This is a genomic window from Fodinibius roseus (assembly GCF_900129315.1).
Lineage (GTDB): Bacteria > Bacteroidota > Rhodothermia > Balneolales > Balneolaceae > Fodinibius > Fodinibius roseus.
Genome location: NZ_FQUS01000009.1, coordinates 1 through 14,546 on the forward strand (window position 1 = coordinate 1; position 14,546 = coordinate 14,546).

Consider the following 14,546-nt stretch of genomic DNA (forward strand, 5'->3'; position numbering starts at 1 on the left):
AAGGTCGCGTCGCTGATGCCATGCTCGCGACAGATGTCTCGGACCTTCAGTCCCTGCTCCTGTTTGTTGAGGATAGAGATGATTTGGGATTCGCTGAATCGTGATTTTTTCATAATAGAAAGTAGTGAATTTTCTCTACTTTCAAACGGTCAACTTTCAGGGAAGCTTACAACTCCTGTCAAAATATTTCCTTATTACTATCGATTGGTCTGGTCCTACCCCAGCTTTCATTTCTCCCCAACTTTTATCTTCTCGAAATTCCGAAGAAAATCTTATTGTGTAGTTGTCCTTATCATTAATAACTGAAATTAGATACAAATTTGGACCAACCTCCCAACGCTCTATCTCTAAGCATTTACTATTTCCTCCAATTTTATTTCTCGAAATAGTATTAAAGTTATTTACATAATCAATCGCATCATTTTTAGTATGCTTAAATCCATCCTCCTTCAAAGCAAAAATAAAATTTTCAATTAATTCTGCCTTGCTTAATACTTCCTCAAGAGAAGGTTCCATAATTGTATCTTTTTCATCATCAAGACTGTCTTCAATATTATCTACCAAACTTCCAACTTGATGATAAATATCTTCCAACTCACTTCGATCTGTAACCTTACCGATTTCCGATGCCTGGTATTCTACTTCTGACCTATAATCATTTACTAAACTCTGAGCATTCAAATATTTAAAATGGGTAGCACTGGAAATTAAAATAATGATAATAAAAAATACTCTCATGACGAATTATATCTCTTAAGTATTTAATGATATAGTAGATAAATTCTCTGATATAAATCTCAATAATTATTTTTATCGAACTCAATCACTACAAAATAACTCATTAAATAAGGTGAGAGATAACAACCATTTGTTATTCAACGGGTAAAAAAAACGGACTATAAACTACTCGTTTATAACAATGTTTGTAACATAAAAAATAAACCCTTGCAAGCCAATGACTTATAGGGATTGGAGTGGGTAATGCAGGATTCGAACCTGCGACCCCCAGCTTGTCGAGCTGGTGCTCTAAACCAACTGAGCTAATTACCCGAGAGCGTCTAATATAGTGATCTTTGCCGTGATATAGCAAGCCTGTCGAAAAACTATTTTGGGAGACTGGCGCCGGTGCTCTTTTCATTCTTTTTGCTTTCAGCTGTAGAGCAGGTTTTGTATTTTTACATTTATATAAAATATTCGATAAAATAAATATGGCTCAGCGAAGAGAAGCACGAAAGGCAGTACTGCAGGCATTGTATGCCAATGAAATAGGTAAAGGGCAGTGGACCCACATCATTCAGTCCGTTTTAAAACCAAAGCTTAGTGACACAGACACGTTCAAGTTTGCGGAACGATTGTTTTTAAAAGTCGTTAATAATCAGGAGACTGTGGATGAGGTTATTCAAACTCATATCAACAACTGGAGTATTGATCGATTGAATACCATTGATCTGCAGATCCTTCGTCTGGCTATTGCCGAATTTTTATACTTTGAGCAGATTCCGACGAAGGTGACTATCAATGAAGCGATCGAAATCGCTAAGAAGTTTTCTACCCAAAAATCCGGCAATTTCGTGAACGGCATTCTTGACTCCGCATTAGATCAGCTCAAGAAGGATGAGCGTATCCGGAAAAAGGGCAGAGGTCTTATCGAAACCTCTCTCTGAATCAAAAGAGATTTGAAAGTGTGAGCAAAGAAAAATATATAGCAATTGGAGATATCCATGGGTGTGCTGCAACCATGAAGGCGCTTATAGAGGAGTTGAGTCCTTTTTATGATCGCACATTCGTTTTTGTGGGAGACTATATCGACCGGGGACCGGATTCCCGGGGAGTGGTTGATTTTTTGCTTGAATTCCGGGAAAAAGTAAATTGTATCTTCCTGCGGGGCAATCACGAGCAGATGATGCTGGATGCCCTGGGAGGCGGTGACAGACAGCTGTGGCTGATGAACGGGGGACGCACTACGATCCATTCGTACGACCACGATGGCCAGCAGGTTGAGTTTCCGAAGGAGCATATGCAATTCTATAGAGATACAATACTCTATTATGATACAGAAGATTATTTTTTTGTTCATGCGGGAATTTCCCCGGCAAAGACTATAAAAGAGTCGCTGAAAGACAAAAATGAGATGCAGGATTTTTTGTGGATTCGGTCTCACCTGAAAGCGATTGAAAAACCGTGGGAAAAGACCGTGGTATTCGGACATACCCCCCGACCTCAACCAATCAGGAAAACTAAAATGATCGGTATCGATACCGGTTGTGTATACAATCGCAACGGCTACCGGAAACTTACCGCGGTAAAATTACCGGAAGAGGAGTTTATTGTACAACCCCGAGTGGATTAATATTCATTTTAATTAATATCTATAACTAACTTATATACATGAGTTTACGATGTGGAATTGTCGGATTACCCAATGTTGGTAAATCTACGCTTTTTAATGCCTTAAGTGATGCCGGTGCTGATGCCGCAAATTTTCCTTTTTGTACTATTGATCCCAATGTGGGAGTGGTACCGGTGCCCGACGAGCGCCTTGACACGTTGTTTGAGATAGTGGGTTCCAAAGAAAAATTGCCTACCAGCGTGGAATTTGTGGATATTGCGGGTCTGGTAAAAGGAGCATCCGAGGGAAAAGGCAAAGGAAACGCTTTTCTTTCCCATATCAGGGAAGTGGATCTCATTGTGCATGTCGTGCGCTGCTTTGATGATGAAAATGTTGTTCATGTGGAAGGCGACGTAAATCCGACAAGAGATGTTCACATCATTGAAGACGAGCTCATCTTAAAAGATCTCGAGTCGGTAGAAAAGCGAGTCGAAAGCCTTAAGAAAGAGGCCAAGAGCGGGGAAAAAAAAGTTATCCAAAAACTTGAGATAGTTCAGGAGCTGAAAGAACATTTGGAAAACGGGCACGCAGCGCGAACGTTTGAGGCCGATGAAGAAAAACAAAAGGCGTATCGCGAGCTTTCCCTGCTTTCTGATAAACCGGTCTTATATGCCTGTAATGTGTCTGAAGAGGATCTGGACGGAGGTAATAAATGGGTTGAGGAGGTTCGCGGTATTGCGGATCGATTTGACGATGAAGTGGTCACTTTCTGTGCCAAGATAGAAGAAGAAATAGCCCAGCTTGACGAAAGCGAGAAGCAGATGTTTCTGGAAGAGTTGGGAGTCGAAAGTGCCGGACTGGAACGGTTGATTCGCGCAGCATACAAAGAACTCGGACTTATCACCTATTTTACTGTGGGTCCCAAAGAAACGCGTGCGTGGACCGTCAGAGAAGGAGCTACGGCGCCGGAAGCAGCGGGTGTTATTCACAGCGATTTCGAGCGCGGATTTATTCGTGCTGAAACGGTCAGCTATGAAACATATAAAGAGCTGGGTTCAGAAAAAGCGGTAAAAAATGCCGGTGAGATGCGCCAGGAAGGCAAAGACTATATCGTTCAGGATGGGGATGTTATGCTTTTTCGCTTTAATGTGTAGCCTGCGACTTTCAACATTCTTTAACACGCTAACACATAACTTTTCAAAGTTTTCGTATTCTCTAGTGCATGGGACTATCTCTAATAAAATGGAGTCCACCCGCCATAGGCCCCGAAGCTGTTTACAGCGGAAGTTTTCCCCAACTTTCAACTGTTAATTATGGGCCTCTTTTATGATCCGGTAGTATCTTTTTCGGTTGAGAAAGTAACATCATCGGGCGGAACGTTAGCGGGTACGATACGATCAGGAACGACCCATGCCCCGGGATATTTTTGTTTGATAAGTCTCGTAAAGTCAGCGGCACGGCTTTTGCTCTGGAAGTCCCCGACGTGCACCCTGTAGTATGGCTGTTTAAAAAAAACGTATGCCTCGGGACGGTATCCGAAGGCTTCCGACTCAACCCATTCCAGAAACTGGTTTGACATCGTGTCGGCTTCCTGTACATCGCGGGTAGAGATTAACTGAATCCGGTACCCCTGGTAAGGATTTCCGCTGACAGCTGAATTTGAAGAAGCTTCCTGTTTAAAGAGATTAGGCACCTCTATTTGGTCCGATTCCTCCAGGTCTGCCAGCGTACTCCGGGTTTCATCGAGCAGCTGCTGCAGTGCTCTCGCTTCTTCCGTTGCCAGCACTTCATCCGGAGATTCGGGTTCAGCCGGTCCTCTTTCTGTCACGTCACGAACCGTAGAGCAGCTACTGAAGATAAATGCAATGGACAGTAGTGAAATGATTGTAATATATAGGGATAAATTCTTCATAGGTTAAAATCCAACGGGATGCCAGGTGGTTTTTATTTCCTGAAAGTCAGTAATAAAATAGGGAGATTTTGATTCTTTATCCTCCCAATTATCGACTGATTTCCGGATAATGTGCTTGAGATTTAAAGCGCCATGTTCATCCATTTGTTTCCGCTGTTCCCGATCGATATCGGGATCAGTTACAAAAAAGGCGTTTACATCCATGTGCGAGGTCATGTGCTTAAGCAGCTCTTTGCGAAAACCGGTCAAAATATTGACTACCCCGGCCGGCACGTCAGAGGAATGAAGCACTTCTGCGAAGCTGATGGCGCTGAGTGGATATTTTTCCGAGGAGAGTACCACACAGCTGTTTCCGCCGACAATTACGGGTGCAATGACCGAAATAAGTCCCAGTAGCGGCTGCTCCCCGGGCGCCCATATCGTGACCACCCCCGTGGGCTCGGGCAGGGAAAAATTAAAGTGAGAGCTGGCTACCGGGTTGATGCTCCCGAATACCTGCTGGTACTTGTCAGACCAGCCCGCATAATAGATAAGGCGGTCAATGGAAGCTTCGACTTCGGACCGGGCATCACTGGTTTTGTATCCAATGGTTTCCAGCTCTTCGATAAACTGGGCTTTTCGGGTTTCGAGCATCTCCGCAATACGGTAGAGAATTTGTCCCCGGTTGTACGCCGATCGGTTGCTCCATCCATCAAAAGCATCACGGGCTGCTAACACGGCATCACGGACGTCCTTGCGCGAACACTGGCAGGCATTGGCAAGAATATCCCCGTTGCCGTCGTATACTTTGTAATAACGGCCGGATTCCGTACGCGGGAATGTTCCGTCGATATAGGTTTTGTACGTTTTTGAGACTTCAACACGATCTGACATGAGTATGCTGCTTTTGGGTACCGGGGTTTGATTTCAGTATAATGTTTTAGGTGGTAGAATCGTCAATAGTATCAGTGTAATTAGTTTTATCGGGGGTTGAGTTTTACGTAGGGATAGAGTCCATGCAATCCGCCTTCGCGGCCCTTGCCGCTTTCCTTGTATCCGCCGAAGGGGGAAGTGGGGTCGAACTGGTTATACGTATTTGCCCATACCACGCCGTTGCGGATCCTGCTGCCGACTTTAAATATCTTTGAACCTTTGTCGGTCCACACGCCGCCGGCCAGTCCATAGGGGGTATTGTTTGCTTTTGCAATGCCCTCGTCGGCCGTTCGGAACGTCTGGATGGTCAGAACGGGACCGAATATTTCCTCCCGTACAATGCGGTTTGATTGTCCGACATTCGTGAAGAGGGTAGGCCGACAGTAATAGCCTTTTTCGGGGAGATCGCATGAGCTCTGGTACAGTTCCGCTCCTTCCTGAACGCCCAGTTCCAGGTATTCGTTGATTTTATTGTATTGCTGTTCGGAGTTGATGGCTCCGATATCCGTATTCTTGTCCAGCGGGTCGCCCACTATGAGCGTTTCCATGCGGTCCCGAAGCTTCCGGACGAGGTGGTCGGCAATCCCCTCCTGGACCAGCAATCGCGAACCCGCACAGCACACGTGTCCCTGATTAAAGAAAATCGCATTGATAATACCCTCTACCGCCTGGTCGAGTGGGGCATCCTCGAAGATGATATTTGGTCCCTTGCCCCCCAGTTCGAGGGTATACTTCTTATCCGTTCCCGCCAGCGACTCCATGATTATTTTACCGACTTTGGTCGATCCGGTAAAGGCGATTTTATCAATATCATCATGATTGACTATCAGCGAGCCGGTTTGTCCCGCTCCGGTAACGATATTGACGACGCCCTCCGGCAGGCCCGCATCCCGGCAGAGCTCTGCAAATTTAAGCGCCGTCAGGGAGGTGGTTTCGGCCGGCTTTAGCACAACCGTATTTCCAGTTGCCAGAGCGGGGGCCACTTTCCAGGCCAGCATCAGCAGGGGAAAATTCCAGGGGATAATTTGTCCCGCCACCCCCAGTGGTTCCGCCTTTCTGCCCGGGAAAGCGTATTCCAGCTTATCGGCCCAGCCGGCATAATAGAAAAAGTGGGCGGCCGCAAGCGGGATGTCCACATCCCGGGATTCCCGGATGGGCTTTCCCCCGTCCATCGATTCAATGACGGCGAACTCGCGGGACCGCTCCTGGATCATGCGGGCCAGCCGGAATATATATTTGCCCCGCTCCGCTGCCTCCAGGGGAGACCATCGTTTTTCATAGGCTTTTCGGGCGGCCTGTACGGCTTCATCCACATCCTGCTGGGTGGCTTCGGCTATGGATGCCAATGGCTCTTCGGTCGCAGGATTAATGGAAGTCATGTACCGTCCCTTCTCGGGTTCCCGGAACGCTCCGTCAATAAAAAGTTCATATTGATCCTTTATTTCTACCGCAGCAGTACTTTGGGGTGCTTCGTCATATTTCCAGGGGCCATCAAAGTTCAGTTTGGAAGTGGGAGCGGATGGTTTGAAGGATTCTTCTTTTTGTTCTGCTTCATCGACCGTTTGTTGTTCGTCAGCCATTGCTACATGAGGTTGGTGTTAGTGAGAATTCAGGATAATTATTTGGCTTGAAGCCTTTTTGGGCGGGGACAACGGACAAGCATACGAAAAATTTCCTGTCGCATGCTCCATTAATCAATCCATGTCCCTCAGTCATTACTAAAATAATAGCTGCTCTGATAAACGCCGGTTTTCTGTTTGACGATTTGCAAAAGCAGGTCATTCGCAAGAGAGCTGGCCCCAAAGCGGAAGTAATCGGGCGTCAGCCAGTCGGCGCCCAGCGTTTCATTCACCAGTACAAGATACTGGATAGCCTGTTTGGCTTTGCGGATGCCCCCCGCCGGTTTCATGCCCACCATGCGGTCGGTTTTGTAATAAAAATCACGGATCGCCTCCAGCATGACCAGGGTTACGGGCTGGGTGGCTGCCGGTTTCACTTTTCCGGTAGAGGTTTTGATGAAATCCGCGCCCGCCCGTATGGCGAGGTCACTTGCCCTTCGGACATTCTCGTAGGTTTGCAGCTCGCCGGTTTCCAGTATCACTTTCAGGTGCGCATCACCGGCCGCTTCTCTGACGGCGGCAATTTCATCAAAAACATAGTGGTAATTTCCTTTGAGGAACTCCCCGCGGGAGATGACCATATCCACTTCGTCTGCACCGTCCCCGACGACCTGTTTGGTTTCTTCGATTTTGGCATCGAGGGTGGCAGTGCCGCTGGGAAAGGCGGTTGCCACGCCGGCCACATGGATCTCTGTGCCCCGAAGCGCTTTTTCCGCGACACTCACCATGTTCGGGTAAACACACACGGCTGCAACCGTGGGCAGATCAGGCATATCCGCATGGGGCTCTTTGGCTTTGTGACACAACTGGATGACTTTTCCCGGCGTATCGCTGCCTTCGAGCGTCGTCAGATCAATCATACTCAGGGCCATTTCAAGGGCCGCAACTTTAGATTCTTTTTTGATGCTGCGGCTGTTGAGGCGCGCCACTCGCTGGTTGACGGCCACTTCATCTATGGGAACAATGTCCGGGTACGGGATATCCCGTGAGTGAGAGGAACTATTCATATGCCGGAAAGACTTCGCAGGTTATTGTTCGGATTCGTGTATCAATTATGGGGGGACCTTGGACAAAATGCCAGGAAGGCCTGTCTGCTCACATCCTGGCGGAAGGGAGGGCTTGTATTCCCGCCCCAACGGTACTTCCGCCACCGGTTTTATTGACCGTCTGCCCGCATCCCGGTGATCCGGGCTGCGGAGGGATCCCCTGAGAGTAAAAAGGTAAGGAATCCTGAGAAGTTCCCCTAACTCGTTCCTTCTTTGGTTACCACCAGGAATCTGTTGATTTAATTTATTTTTTAGCCTTAATTTAATAAGGGATCTATCAATTCATTTAACAAAAGTAGAGGGATTGTATTATGGATATGGCGAATATTAATTTTCTGGCCGTTATTGTAGCAACGCTTTCGGCTTTCATGGTGGGAGCACTGTGGTATGGACCGCTGTTCGGGCAGGCATGGCTTTCGGCTGTAGGAATGACGGAGGATGATGTCGAAAAAGGAAATAAAGCCAAACTATTTGGCCTGGCTTTTCTCTTTGAACTCATCATGGCCTTTAACCTGGCGATGTTTTTAACCGGATCGCCGGAAGCCGCAGAACAGATGACGGCCGGAACGGGGGCTTTTTATGGATTCTTAACCGGATTTGGCTGGATATTTTTTGCGTTGGCGGTTAACAGCCTGTATGAAGGAAAGTCGTGGACCTATATTTTTATCAACGGAGGGTATTGGACCGTAACTTTTACCGTGATGGGACTGATCTTGGGTGCCTGGATCTGAATACGTTTAGTTAATCCCGCGCTTCGGGCTTTGAATTTATGCTGAGGATCGGTATCGTTGCCAATATGTTCAGGGATAATCATTTCTGCCTGATCTTTTCGTATTTTAGTGCTTTAATGACTACCTTTTGGGCTATTTCAAATTAAGATTATCTGATGCATATGAAGTATATCGGAGCGCATGTAAGTGCAGCCGGCGGCGTGGAAAATGCCCCGGAGCGAGCACATGAAATCGGAGCGACGGCTTTCGCCCTATTTACGAAGAATCAGCTTCGATGGGAGGGCCCCCCGCTCACCCGGGAAAACATCGAGGGATTTAAGAAAAATTGCGAAAAATATGGTTATTCCATGGATCAGGTGATGCCCCACGACAGCTACCTGATTAATCTGGGTCATCCGGACCGGAACAAACTCCAAAAGTCACGCAACGCCTTTCTCGATGAGATGCAGCGGTGCGAGCAGTTGGGGATCCGCTTGCTCAACTTTCACCCGGGCAGCCATCTCAATAAGATCAGCGTGGAGGGGTGCCTTAAGCGCAATGCCGAATCGATAAATTGGACCCTGGATCGGACGGAAGGCGTGACCGCTGTTATTGAAACAACGGCGGGACAGGGGACCAATACGGGCTTTTGTTTTGAGCATTTGGCAGCTATTATCGAGGAGGTGGAGGACCAGAGCCGGGTAGGCGTTTGTATCGATACCTGTCACGCCTACGCTGCGGGCTACGATTTGTCAACGGAAGAGGGTTTCCGGCGCACCTTTGAAAAATTCGAAGAGACCGTAGGACTTGAATACCTGAAAGGGATCCATCTCAACGACTCAAAAAAGGAGCTGGGCAGCCGGGTTGACCGGCATGATAATATAGGGGAGGGAAAGATTGGGCTGGGAGGGTTTAAAATGATTATGCAGGATCAGCGTCTGAGTGATATCCCGATGATCCTGGAGACCCCGAATACCGAGCGCTGGCCGGAAGAAATTGAGATGCTTCGGACATTTGCCCGTCCATAACGCTCACGGTTCGACTTTCTTCATTAGTCGGAGTTCTCTTCGGTAAGGTAAATGCCATCCTCACGGATATCGATGATATCTTCACGATACAGCAACCCAATAGCTTTTTTGAACGTTTTCTTACTCATCTTTAACCGCTCTCTGATCTCACCGGGATCGCTCTTGTCATGCAGGTCCAGACAGCCGCCCGATTTTTTGAGGCGATGCAGTATGAGGTCGGCCCGTGACTGCACTTTATCATATCCGATGGGACGAAGGGTAACATCAATTTTATGGTCTGCTCGGATCTGCTTGATATAGCCGGTCGTTTTATCCCCGTGGGAGACCTCGTCAAAAAACTCGTTGTGGTATATGAGTCCCCGGTGCTTCCCGTTGATTGCTACATTATATCCCAGATCTGTTTTGTCCAGGATCCAAAGATCAACTTTTTCCATCTCTTCCACGCTGAGCGTTGTGTTATCCAAAAAGCGGTCGATCTTCATGCTGGCGACCAGCCGGTCGGTTTCTTCATCCAGGTACAGGTAGACCAGGCAGGAGTTCCCCTCCCGCAGCTTAATCGTCTGTTCACTGTGGGGCAGAAAGAGATCTTTATCGAGTCCCCAGTCCAAAAAAGCCCCATGCCGGGTTATATCCTTTACGGTTAGGAGTGCTATCCGGTTCAGGGTTATCTTCGGATCCTGCATGGTGGCTGTGATTCGTTCTTCCCCATCCTTGTAAATAAAGACCCGGGCGTTTTCTCCCTTCTGAAGCTCCCGGGAAGCCAGGTTTCCGGGGAGCAGTACTTCAGCTCCCTTATCTTCCTTGAGGATATAGCCGTGATCAGTTTCACGGGCCACGCTTAGTGTCTGATACGTTCCTAATGTTAGCATATAAATAAATAGATTGTAAAACAGTTTGTATTAAATACCGATGTGTTTGGAAAATATATCCAAAATATAAAGCCTGTTCGCACTTTAACAGGTGAGAAAGACTGAAAATGTGTACCTTTGGCAGACCCGATGTAATGAAGAACAGGAGCCGGACGGGATACACAATTCAGGGTAAACGATAAAACATGCTATCTGTCATCGGCTTTAAAGAGGATGGTCACCAATAAAACACTGTCCGTCTTGGCATAGAGCGCATGCGGTTGATTATGGCTCAGATAAAGCCAGTCGTTTTCCGTTAATTCTCTTGCTTCCCCTTCCACCTGGAAGATAACATGTCCCTTTAGACACTGTACGGATACTTCACCTTCCACGCTGTGCTCCATAATGTCTTTCCCTCGTGGCAAGACCATACGGATAACCTCCATATCATCCGTCTTGACCAGTGCAAAAGTAGAATCTCCCGGCATACCATCTCTCAGTGTACTCAAATTAATTACTTCGCCCGATTGTACATGACCCTGGTTCATAATTTTTTCCTCCGGTAGTTATGCAATGCGATTTGTTATGGATGACTGGGTAAGTTAACATTGCCAGAGCAATTTTCAAGATGTTGACCGGCTGATTTTTGTAACGGTATTTCCAACCGTCAACTCTGCCTGCCCCGCAGGATGGAAGGGCATGCAAGACGTACAATTCCCGCCCGAAAGAAATATTGTAATGAGCTACATCAAATTAACGGTGGGAATCGTCGGTGAATCAAAGCATTCCTAAATAAAAATCCCCTCCCAACCGGTTCAGATGTGCGGAGGGTCGGGAGGGGGGAGGTCTTAAGCACGTTCAAGGGTCCTGGAACTTCAAAGCTACTATAAAAAAGAGGGCGCCCTGAATTTAGTAGATTTGTCTCGTAAACCTATAACTAAATCCAGAGACATCCTCTCGGCTAAATTTAGCATGGTCAACAGAGCATCAGGCTCTGTGTTGCATACTTCAGACTCAAGGCCTTCTGAAACCCCCGAAGAATAGCGAAATGACGAATAGCACTAAAAAAATATAGAATAATATTTGTGCAATATCGGCTGCGCCCTCTGCGACGCCTCCAAACCCGAAAATGGCTGCTATTATTGCGATAATTAAAAATGTTACGGCCCATCTAAGCATAAGTTATCCTCGTTTATTCGTTTATTATTTAGTAATACGAGCTATCAGGAGGCCTATGATCAGGACAACAAGTGATATGATCATGGGCACCGGATCCCCTTTTGATACGGCGATATCGAGTCCAAAAACTCCAAAAGATTCGGAATTGTTGATATAGGTGATACCCGTATAAATGAGGGCGATTAATCCCCCCACAGAGATTATATATCCTAATAGTTTCATATATGATGGTGGTTTTTGATAAAAATATTCTAATGCATTTGGATTATTCTGAGAGCGGAAGGAGCACGTCCCTGGCTCACCCTTTAACCACTCCACAGTCAATAGTATCTTTGTGAGGTATGTGAATTAATATTGGTCGGTCACATATCCATGCCGGAGGAGGTAATTTGTCCGCGGATTTCCCCGGGCTTGTTTTCGGTGGAATGTACATTAATATAGAGGCTGTCTGCCATTAGCGCCGACCGGTGATCATCTTCCAGCAGGTAGGATGCATCCCAGGAGCCAGAGGTTTTATCATTTCCCACCTCAGGTTCAAGCGTTATAATTGGGTCGCCGTTCTCACCTTCCGCTCCTTTATGGATGTGTGAAGCCGTGTATTCGGAGCCCAGATCAGAAAATTCGCCTTCGACATGAATACTGTCGCCTTTTAACGTAACCGTGGCACTGCCACTGGCGTCGGTTGTAACTTCCGGCACTTCGTTCGAGCCCTCGAGAGAAACCTCGAATGACTGTTCCTGACCCCTGTTAGTATCATAGTCCTCATTATAAGCCCGATCCGGCTGAGATTGGGGTGTTTCGTTCATCTCAGTATTTTCCATATCTGGATCGCTGTCTCTATCGCCACAACCCGTTATTAGACCGATACTCAGGGTGAAGATGAGAATTCCCATTACATAAGCTTTAATTGACTGGTGATGTTTCATATTAACACCTCTGTGAATTAACATTAACCTTTGTACTGTTATCGTTTCCTGTCGGCTTTTCTTTTACCGGATGTGATGCTGTTATCCGGACCCGGGACAGAGTTATACGGTATAGGATATGCTACCGGATTCAGCGCCATAATGGCCAATCGAACTCCTGAATCTGAATGTTAAAGTTTAGGATTAACCGTCCTGCGCTCATAACCGTAATAATCATACACTGAGTTTAAAAACTCATCGGTGGGCTGCATCGGCCAGTTATCTTTGTCAAAACCGGGCGCCTCTTTCAGGGTTTCTTTATCGATATCTATTTTAATAAGCTCTTCTTCTTTTTCACTGAAAATGAGAGCTTCCATAGGGATAGCGAAATAGTCGTCGCCCATGCCCATGAATCCCCCGAACGAAAGAACGGTGTAGAGAACCTGACCGTTTTCCAGGTCAATCATAAGATCTTTGATATTGCCGATATCTTCGCCCTGGAGATTTTGTACATTAGTGCCGGTAATGGAAGTTGCCGATAGATTGCGCGGTTTCATATATATTTAGATTACGTTTGAGTTTATGTTTTTTCGATGAATATCTTTTCATCGATCAAGTACCTCTTCTGCTATAACCAATCTGCTGAATAGGCAGAGGAACACAAATAGTGATTCGTGTGATCTTTCTGTAGTAGCTTTTACTACCTTCGGGATAAGTCTTACAATCGGTATTAGCAGGTTGTCGTACAGAAATGTCCGCTTGGACCTCTCTTGCAGAAGAACTTGCAAAACCAGCCTTCTGCCCGGTCCTGCTGTTGCCGGTCCAATGAAGTTTTCCAGGGTGGGCAGAAGGCTTCGATTATAACCTTCCTCCGGCTTGAACTCGAAAACTCCTTGTTTTCAAGCCCTCATTTAGTGTATACCGGGTATTAAATTTTAAAACCGAGAGAAAGACGGTTTTCTGGACGGTAGATTAGATATAGCTGAAAAGTCGTTATAGTTGCCACAAAAAGACCACAAAGCGTACTACAATATCTCTCTGTGAGAGCATATACATTACTTTTTAATTCTAATAATAGCATTAAATCGTTATGCCGAAAGACAGCTCAAATCGAATAAAAGATGAAGAAAAATATGAAGAGCTCAGGGATCAAGGCATGAGCAAGGAGAAAGCGGCCCGTATCGCCAATGCCGACGATGCCTCCGAAAAGGGCGGTAAACATCAAAAGTACGAGAAGTGGACCAAAGATGAATTATACGACAAAGCCGAAGAAGTAGGAATCGAAGGCCGCTCTAAGATGGACAAGGAGGAGCTGATCAAGGCGCTTAGGAATCATTGAGTAGAGGGCTTGTATTAACAATATTGCGTTTAATTCCCATAGATAAATATTCTAACCCTTAATTATTTTTCCCTAACTTTAATCTAAAAAATAACACTATGTCTATAGCAAAAGTAATAGAGATCTTAGCTGAAGGAGAAACCATAGAAGAAGCCTTTGAAAATGCCGTGGCCGAAGCCTCGCAAACTGTTGATTCAATACAGTCCGTATGGATGAAGGACATACAGGCCAAGGTAGAAGACGAAGAGATCCAGTTTTATCGTGTTACGGCAAAGGTCACCTTTGCAATAAATAAATCATAATTTCTTTATCAGCTTATAAAGGTTTGTCATTTGAGTCGGCATAAATATTACTCCTGTTTGCCGGATGTTCGAGCACATTCCTGCGGATATGCTATGCTGTCTGCTGGACATATAGACGAATTTCCCGATCTGGAATACGGATTAAATATTTCCTGTGATTACGAGAACATATATCCTGAAAGCATTGAAAGTAGGGCTTCACCTGTGCTCTTTTTTATATATGACCTCGTACACGTTTAACGATGTAGCTAAATTTGGAACATGGTTATCATATAATGATTTACGCTGTGAATAATGCGGTTCTCATACATTTAACCTGTATGGTAAAGGCCGCATTCTTCCTGCCAAAGTAATTTATTTACATACTGTAGGCATACCTGTGACAGGAGGTAAGCCTGTGGGAGGCTGAAAAAAATA

Annotated in this window: 19 protein-coding genes and 1 tRNA gene; 7 read left to right on the forward strand and 13 right to left on the reverse strand. The window is 46.0% G+C overall.

Translation table 11 applies throughout. The features are described from left to right. From BUB16_RS09565 to BUB16_RS09575, 3 genes are all read right to left on the reverse strand, one after another. The coding region (locus BUB16_RS09565; protein ID WP_139240256.1) for a transposase at window positions 1-113 on the reverse strand (113 nt) is incomplete at its 3' end. Between the two features lie 43 nt (window positions 114-156). Beyond that, window positions 157-738 (reverse strand): hypothetical protein, encoded by a 582-nt coding sequence (locus tag BUB16_RS09570; RefSeq protein WP_073062962.1) that lies wholly within the window; start codon window positions 736-738, stop codon window positions 157-159. 237 nt (window positions 739-975) lie between these two features. Then, a tRNA-Val gene (locus BUB16_RS09575) sits at window positions 976-1,050 on the reverse strand. A 158-nt stretch (window positions 1,051-1,208) separates the two neighbouring features. Between BUB16_RS09575 and nusB the strand changes: the two genes are divergently transcribed. From nusB to ychF, 3 genes are read left to right on the forward strand one after another with little or no spacing between them, the layout of a single operon-like run. Further along, on the forward strand, window positions 1,209-1,664 hold the full coding sequence (nusB, locus tag BUB16_RS09580; RefSeq protein ID WP_073062965.1) for a transcription antitermination factor NusB: 456 nt from the start codon (window positions 1,209-1,211) through the stop codon (window positions 1,662-1,664). A 20-nt stretch (window positions 1,665-1,684) separates the two neighbouring features. Then, window positions 1,685-2,350: a metallophosphoesterase family protein gene (locus BUB16_RS09585; protein WP_211483139.1), complete on the forward strand. Its 666-nt coding sequence runs from the start codon at window positions 1,685-1,687 to the stop codon at window positions 2,348-2,350. A 38-nt stretch (window positions 2,351-2,388) separates the two neighbouring features. After that, window positions 2,389-3,483 (forward strand): redox-regulated ATPase YchF, encoded by a 1,095-nt coding sequence (ychF, locus tag BUB16_RS09590; RefSeq protein ID WP_073062970.1) that lies wholly within the window; start codon window positions 2,389-2,391, stop codon window positions 3,481-3,483. 170 nt (window positions 3,484-3,653) lie between these two features. Here ychF and BUB16_RS09595 read toward each other — a convergent pair whose 3' ends face one another. From BUB16_RS09595 to deoC, 4 genes are all read right to left on the reverse strand, one after another. Next, window positions 3,654-4,241: an SPOR domain-containing protein gene (locus BUB16_RS09595; RefSeq protein ID WP_073062972.1), complete on the reverse strand. Its 588-nt coding sequence runs from the start codon at window positions 4,239-4,241 to the stop codon at window positions 3,654-3,656. A gap of 3 nt (window positions 4,242-4,244) precedes the next feature. Continuing rightward, window positions 4,245-5,114 carry an aldehyde dehydrogenase family protein gene (locus BUB16_RS09600; RefSeq protein WP_073062974.1) on the reverse strand — a complete coding sequence of 290 codons (870 nt, stop codon included), beginning with the start codon at window positions 5,112-5,114 and terminating at the stop codon, window positions 4,245-4,247. An 86-nt stretch (window positions 5,115-5,200) separates the two neighbouring features. Then, the gene (locus BUB16_RS09605; protein ID WP_084088171.1) at window positions 5,201-6,733 is read right to left on the reverse strand and encodes an aldehyde dehydrogenase family protein; all 1,533 of its coding nucleotides are present in this window, start codon (window positions 6,731-6,733) and stop codon (window positions 5,201-5,203) included. A 128-nt stretch (window positions 6,734-6,861) separates the two neighbouring features. Next, window positions 6,862-7,779 carry a deoxyribose-phosphate aldolase gene (gene deoC / locus BUB16_RS09610; protein WP_073062975.1) on the reverse strand — a complete coding sequence of 306 codons (918 nt, stop codon included), beginning with the start codon at window positions 7,777-7,779 and terminating at the stop codon, window positions 6,862-6,864. 350 nt (window positions 7,780-8,129) lie between these two features. On the opposite strand from deoC, the gene BUB16_RS09615 reads away from it, so the two are divergent. Both BUB16_RS09615 and nfo read left to right on the forward strand, forming a co-directional pair. Then, window positions 8,130-8,549 carry a DUF1761 domain-containing protein gene (locus BUB16_RS09615; protein WP_073062977.1) on the forward strand — a complete coding sequence of 140 codons (420 nt, stop codon included), beginning with the start codon at window positions 8,130-8,132 and terminating at the stop codon, window positions 8,547-8,549. Between the two features lie 161 nt (window positions 8,550-8,710). Further along, complete coding sequence (nfo, locus tag BUB16_RS09620; protein ID WP_073063428.1) at window positions 8,711-9,556, forward strand: deoxyribonuclease IV; 846 nt, start codon at window positions 8,711-8,713, stop codon at window positions 9,554-9,556. A 23-nt stretch (window positions 9,557-9,579) separates the two neighbouring features. On the opposite strand, the gene BUB16_RS09625 is transcribed toward nfo, so the two are convergent. The 6 genes from BUB16_RS09625 to BUB16_RS09650 form a co-directional block, all read right to left on the reverse strand. After that, window positions 9,580-10,425 carry a CvfB family protein gene (locus BUB16_RS09625; protein WP_073062979.1) on the reverse strand — a complete coding sequence of 282 codons (846 nt, stop codon included), beginning with the start codon at window positions 10,423-10,425 and terminating at the stop codon, window positions 9,580-9,582. A 188-nt stretch (window positions 10,426-10,613) separates the two neighbouring features. Then, a complete protein-coding gene (locus BUB16_RS09630; RefSeq protein ID WP_073062981.1) occupies window positions 10,614-10,952 on the reverse strand; it encodes a cupin domain-containing protein in 339 nt (112 codons plus the stop codon). Between the two features lie 466 nt (window positions 10,953-11,418). Further along, a complete protein-coding gene (locus BUB16_RS09635; protein ID WP_073062983.1) occupies window positions 11,419-11,583 on the reverse strand; it encodes a DUF1328 domain-containing protein in 165 nt (54 codons plus the stop codon). Window positions 11,584-11,607: 24 nt separating this feature from the next. Further along, on the reverse strand, window positions 11,608-11,805 hold the full coding sequence (locus BUB16_RS09640) for a hypothetical protein (protein WP_073062985.1): 198 nt from the start codon (window positions 11,803-11,805) through the stop codon (window positions 11,608-11,610). A gap of 140 nt (window positions 11,806-11,945) precedes the next feature. Then, complete coding sequence (locus tag BUB16_RS09645; protein ID WP_170864347.1) at window positions 11,946-12,509, reverse strand: CHRD domain-containing protein; 564 nt, start codon at window positions 12,507-12,509, stop codon at window positions 11,946-11,948. Between the two features lie 170 nt (window positions 12,510-12,679). Next, window positions 12,680-13,045 carry a PRC-barrel domain-containing protein gene (locus BUB16_RS09650; protein WP_073062991.1) on the reverse strand — a complete coding sequence of 122 codons (366 nt, stop codon included), beginning with the start codon at window positions 13,043-13,045 and terminating at the stop codon, window positions 12,680-12,682. 533 nt (window positions 13,046-13,578) lie between these two features. Here BUB16_RS09650 and BUB16_RS09655 point away from each other — a divergent pair. Together BUB16_RS09655 and BUB16_RS09660 are read left to right on the forward strand one after the other, a co-directional pair. Further along, the gene (locus BUB16_RS09655; protein WP_073062994.1) at window positions 13,579-13,827 is read left to right on the forward strand and encodes a DUF7218 family protein; all 249 of its coding nucleotides are present in this window, start codon (window positions 13,579-13,581) and stop codon (window positions 13,825-13,827) included. Window positions 13,828-13,925: 98 nt separating this feature from the next. After that, the gene (locus BUB16_RS09660; protein WP_073062997.1) at window positions 13,926-14,129 is read left to right on the forward strand and encodes a dodecin family protein; all 204 of its coding nucleotides are present in this window, start codon (window positions 13,926-13,928) and stop codon (window positions 14,127-14,129) included. The last annotated feature ends 417 nt before the right edge of the window (window positions 14,130-14,546 follow it).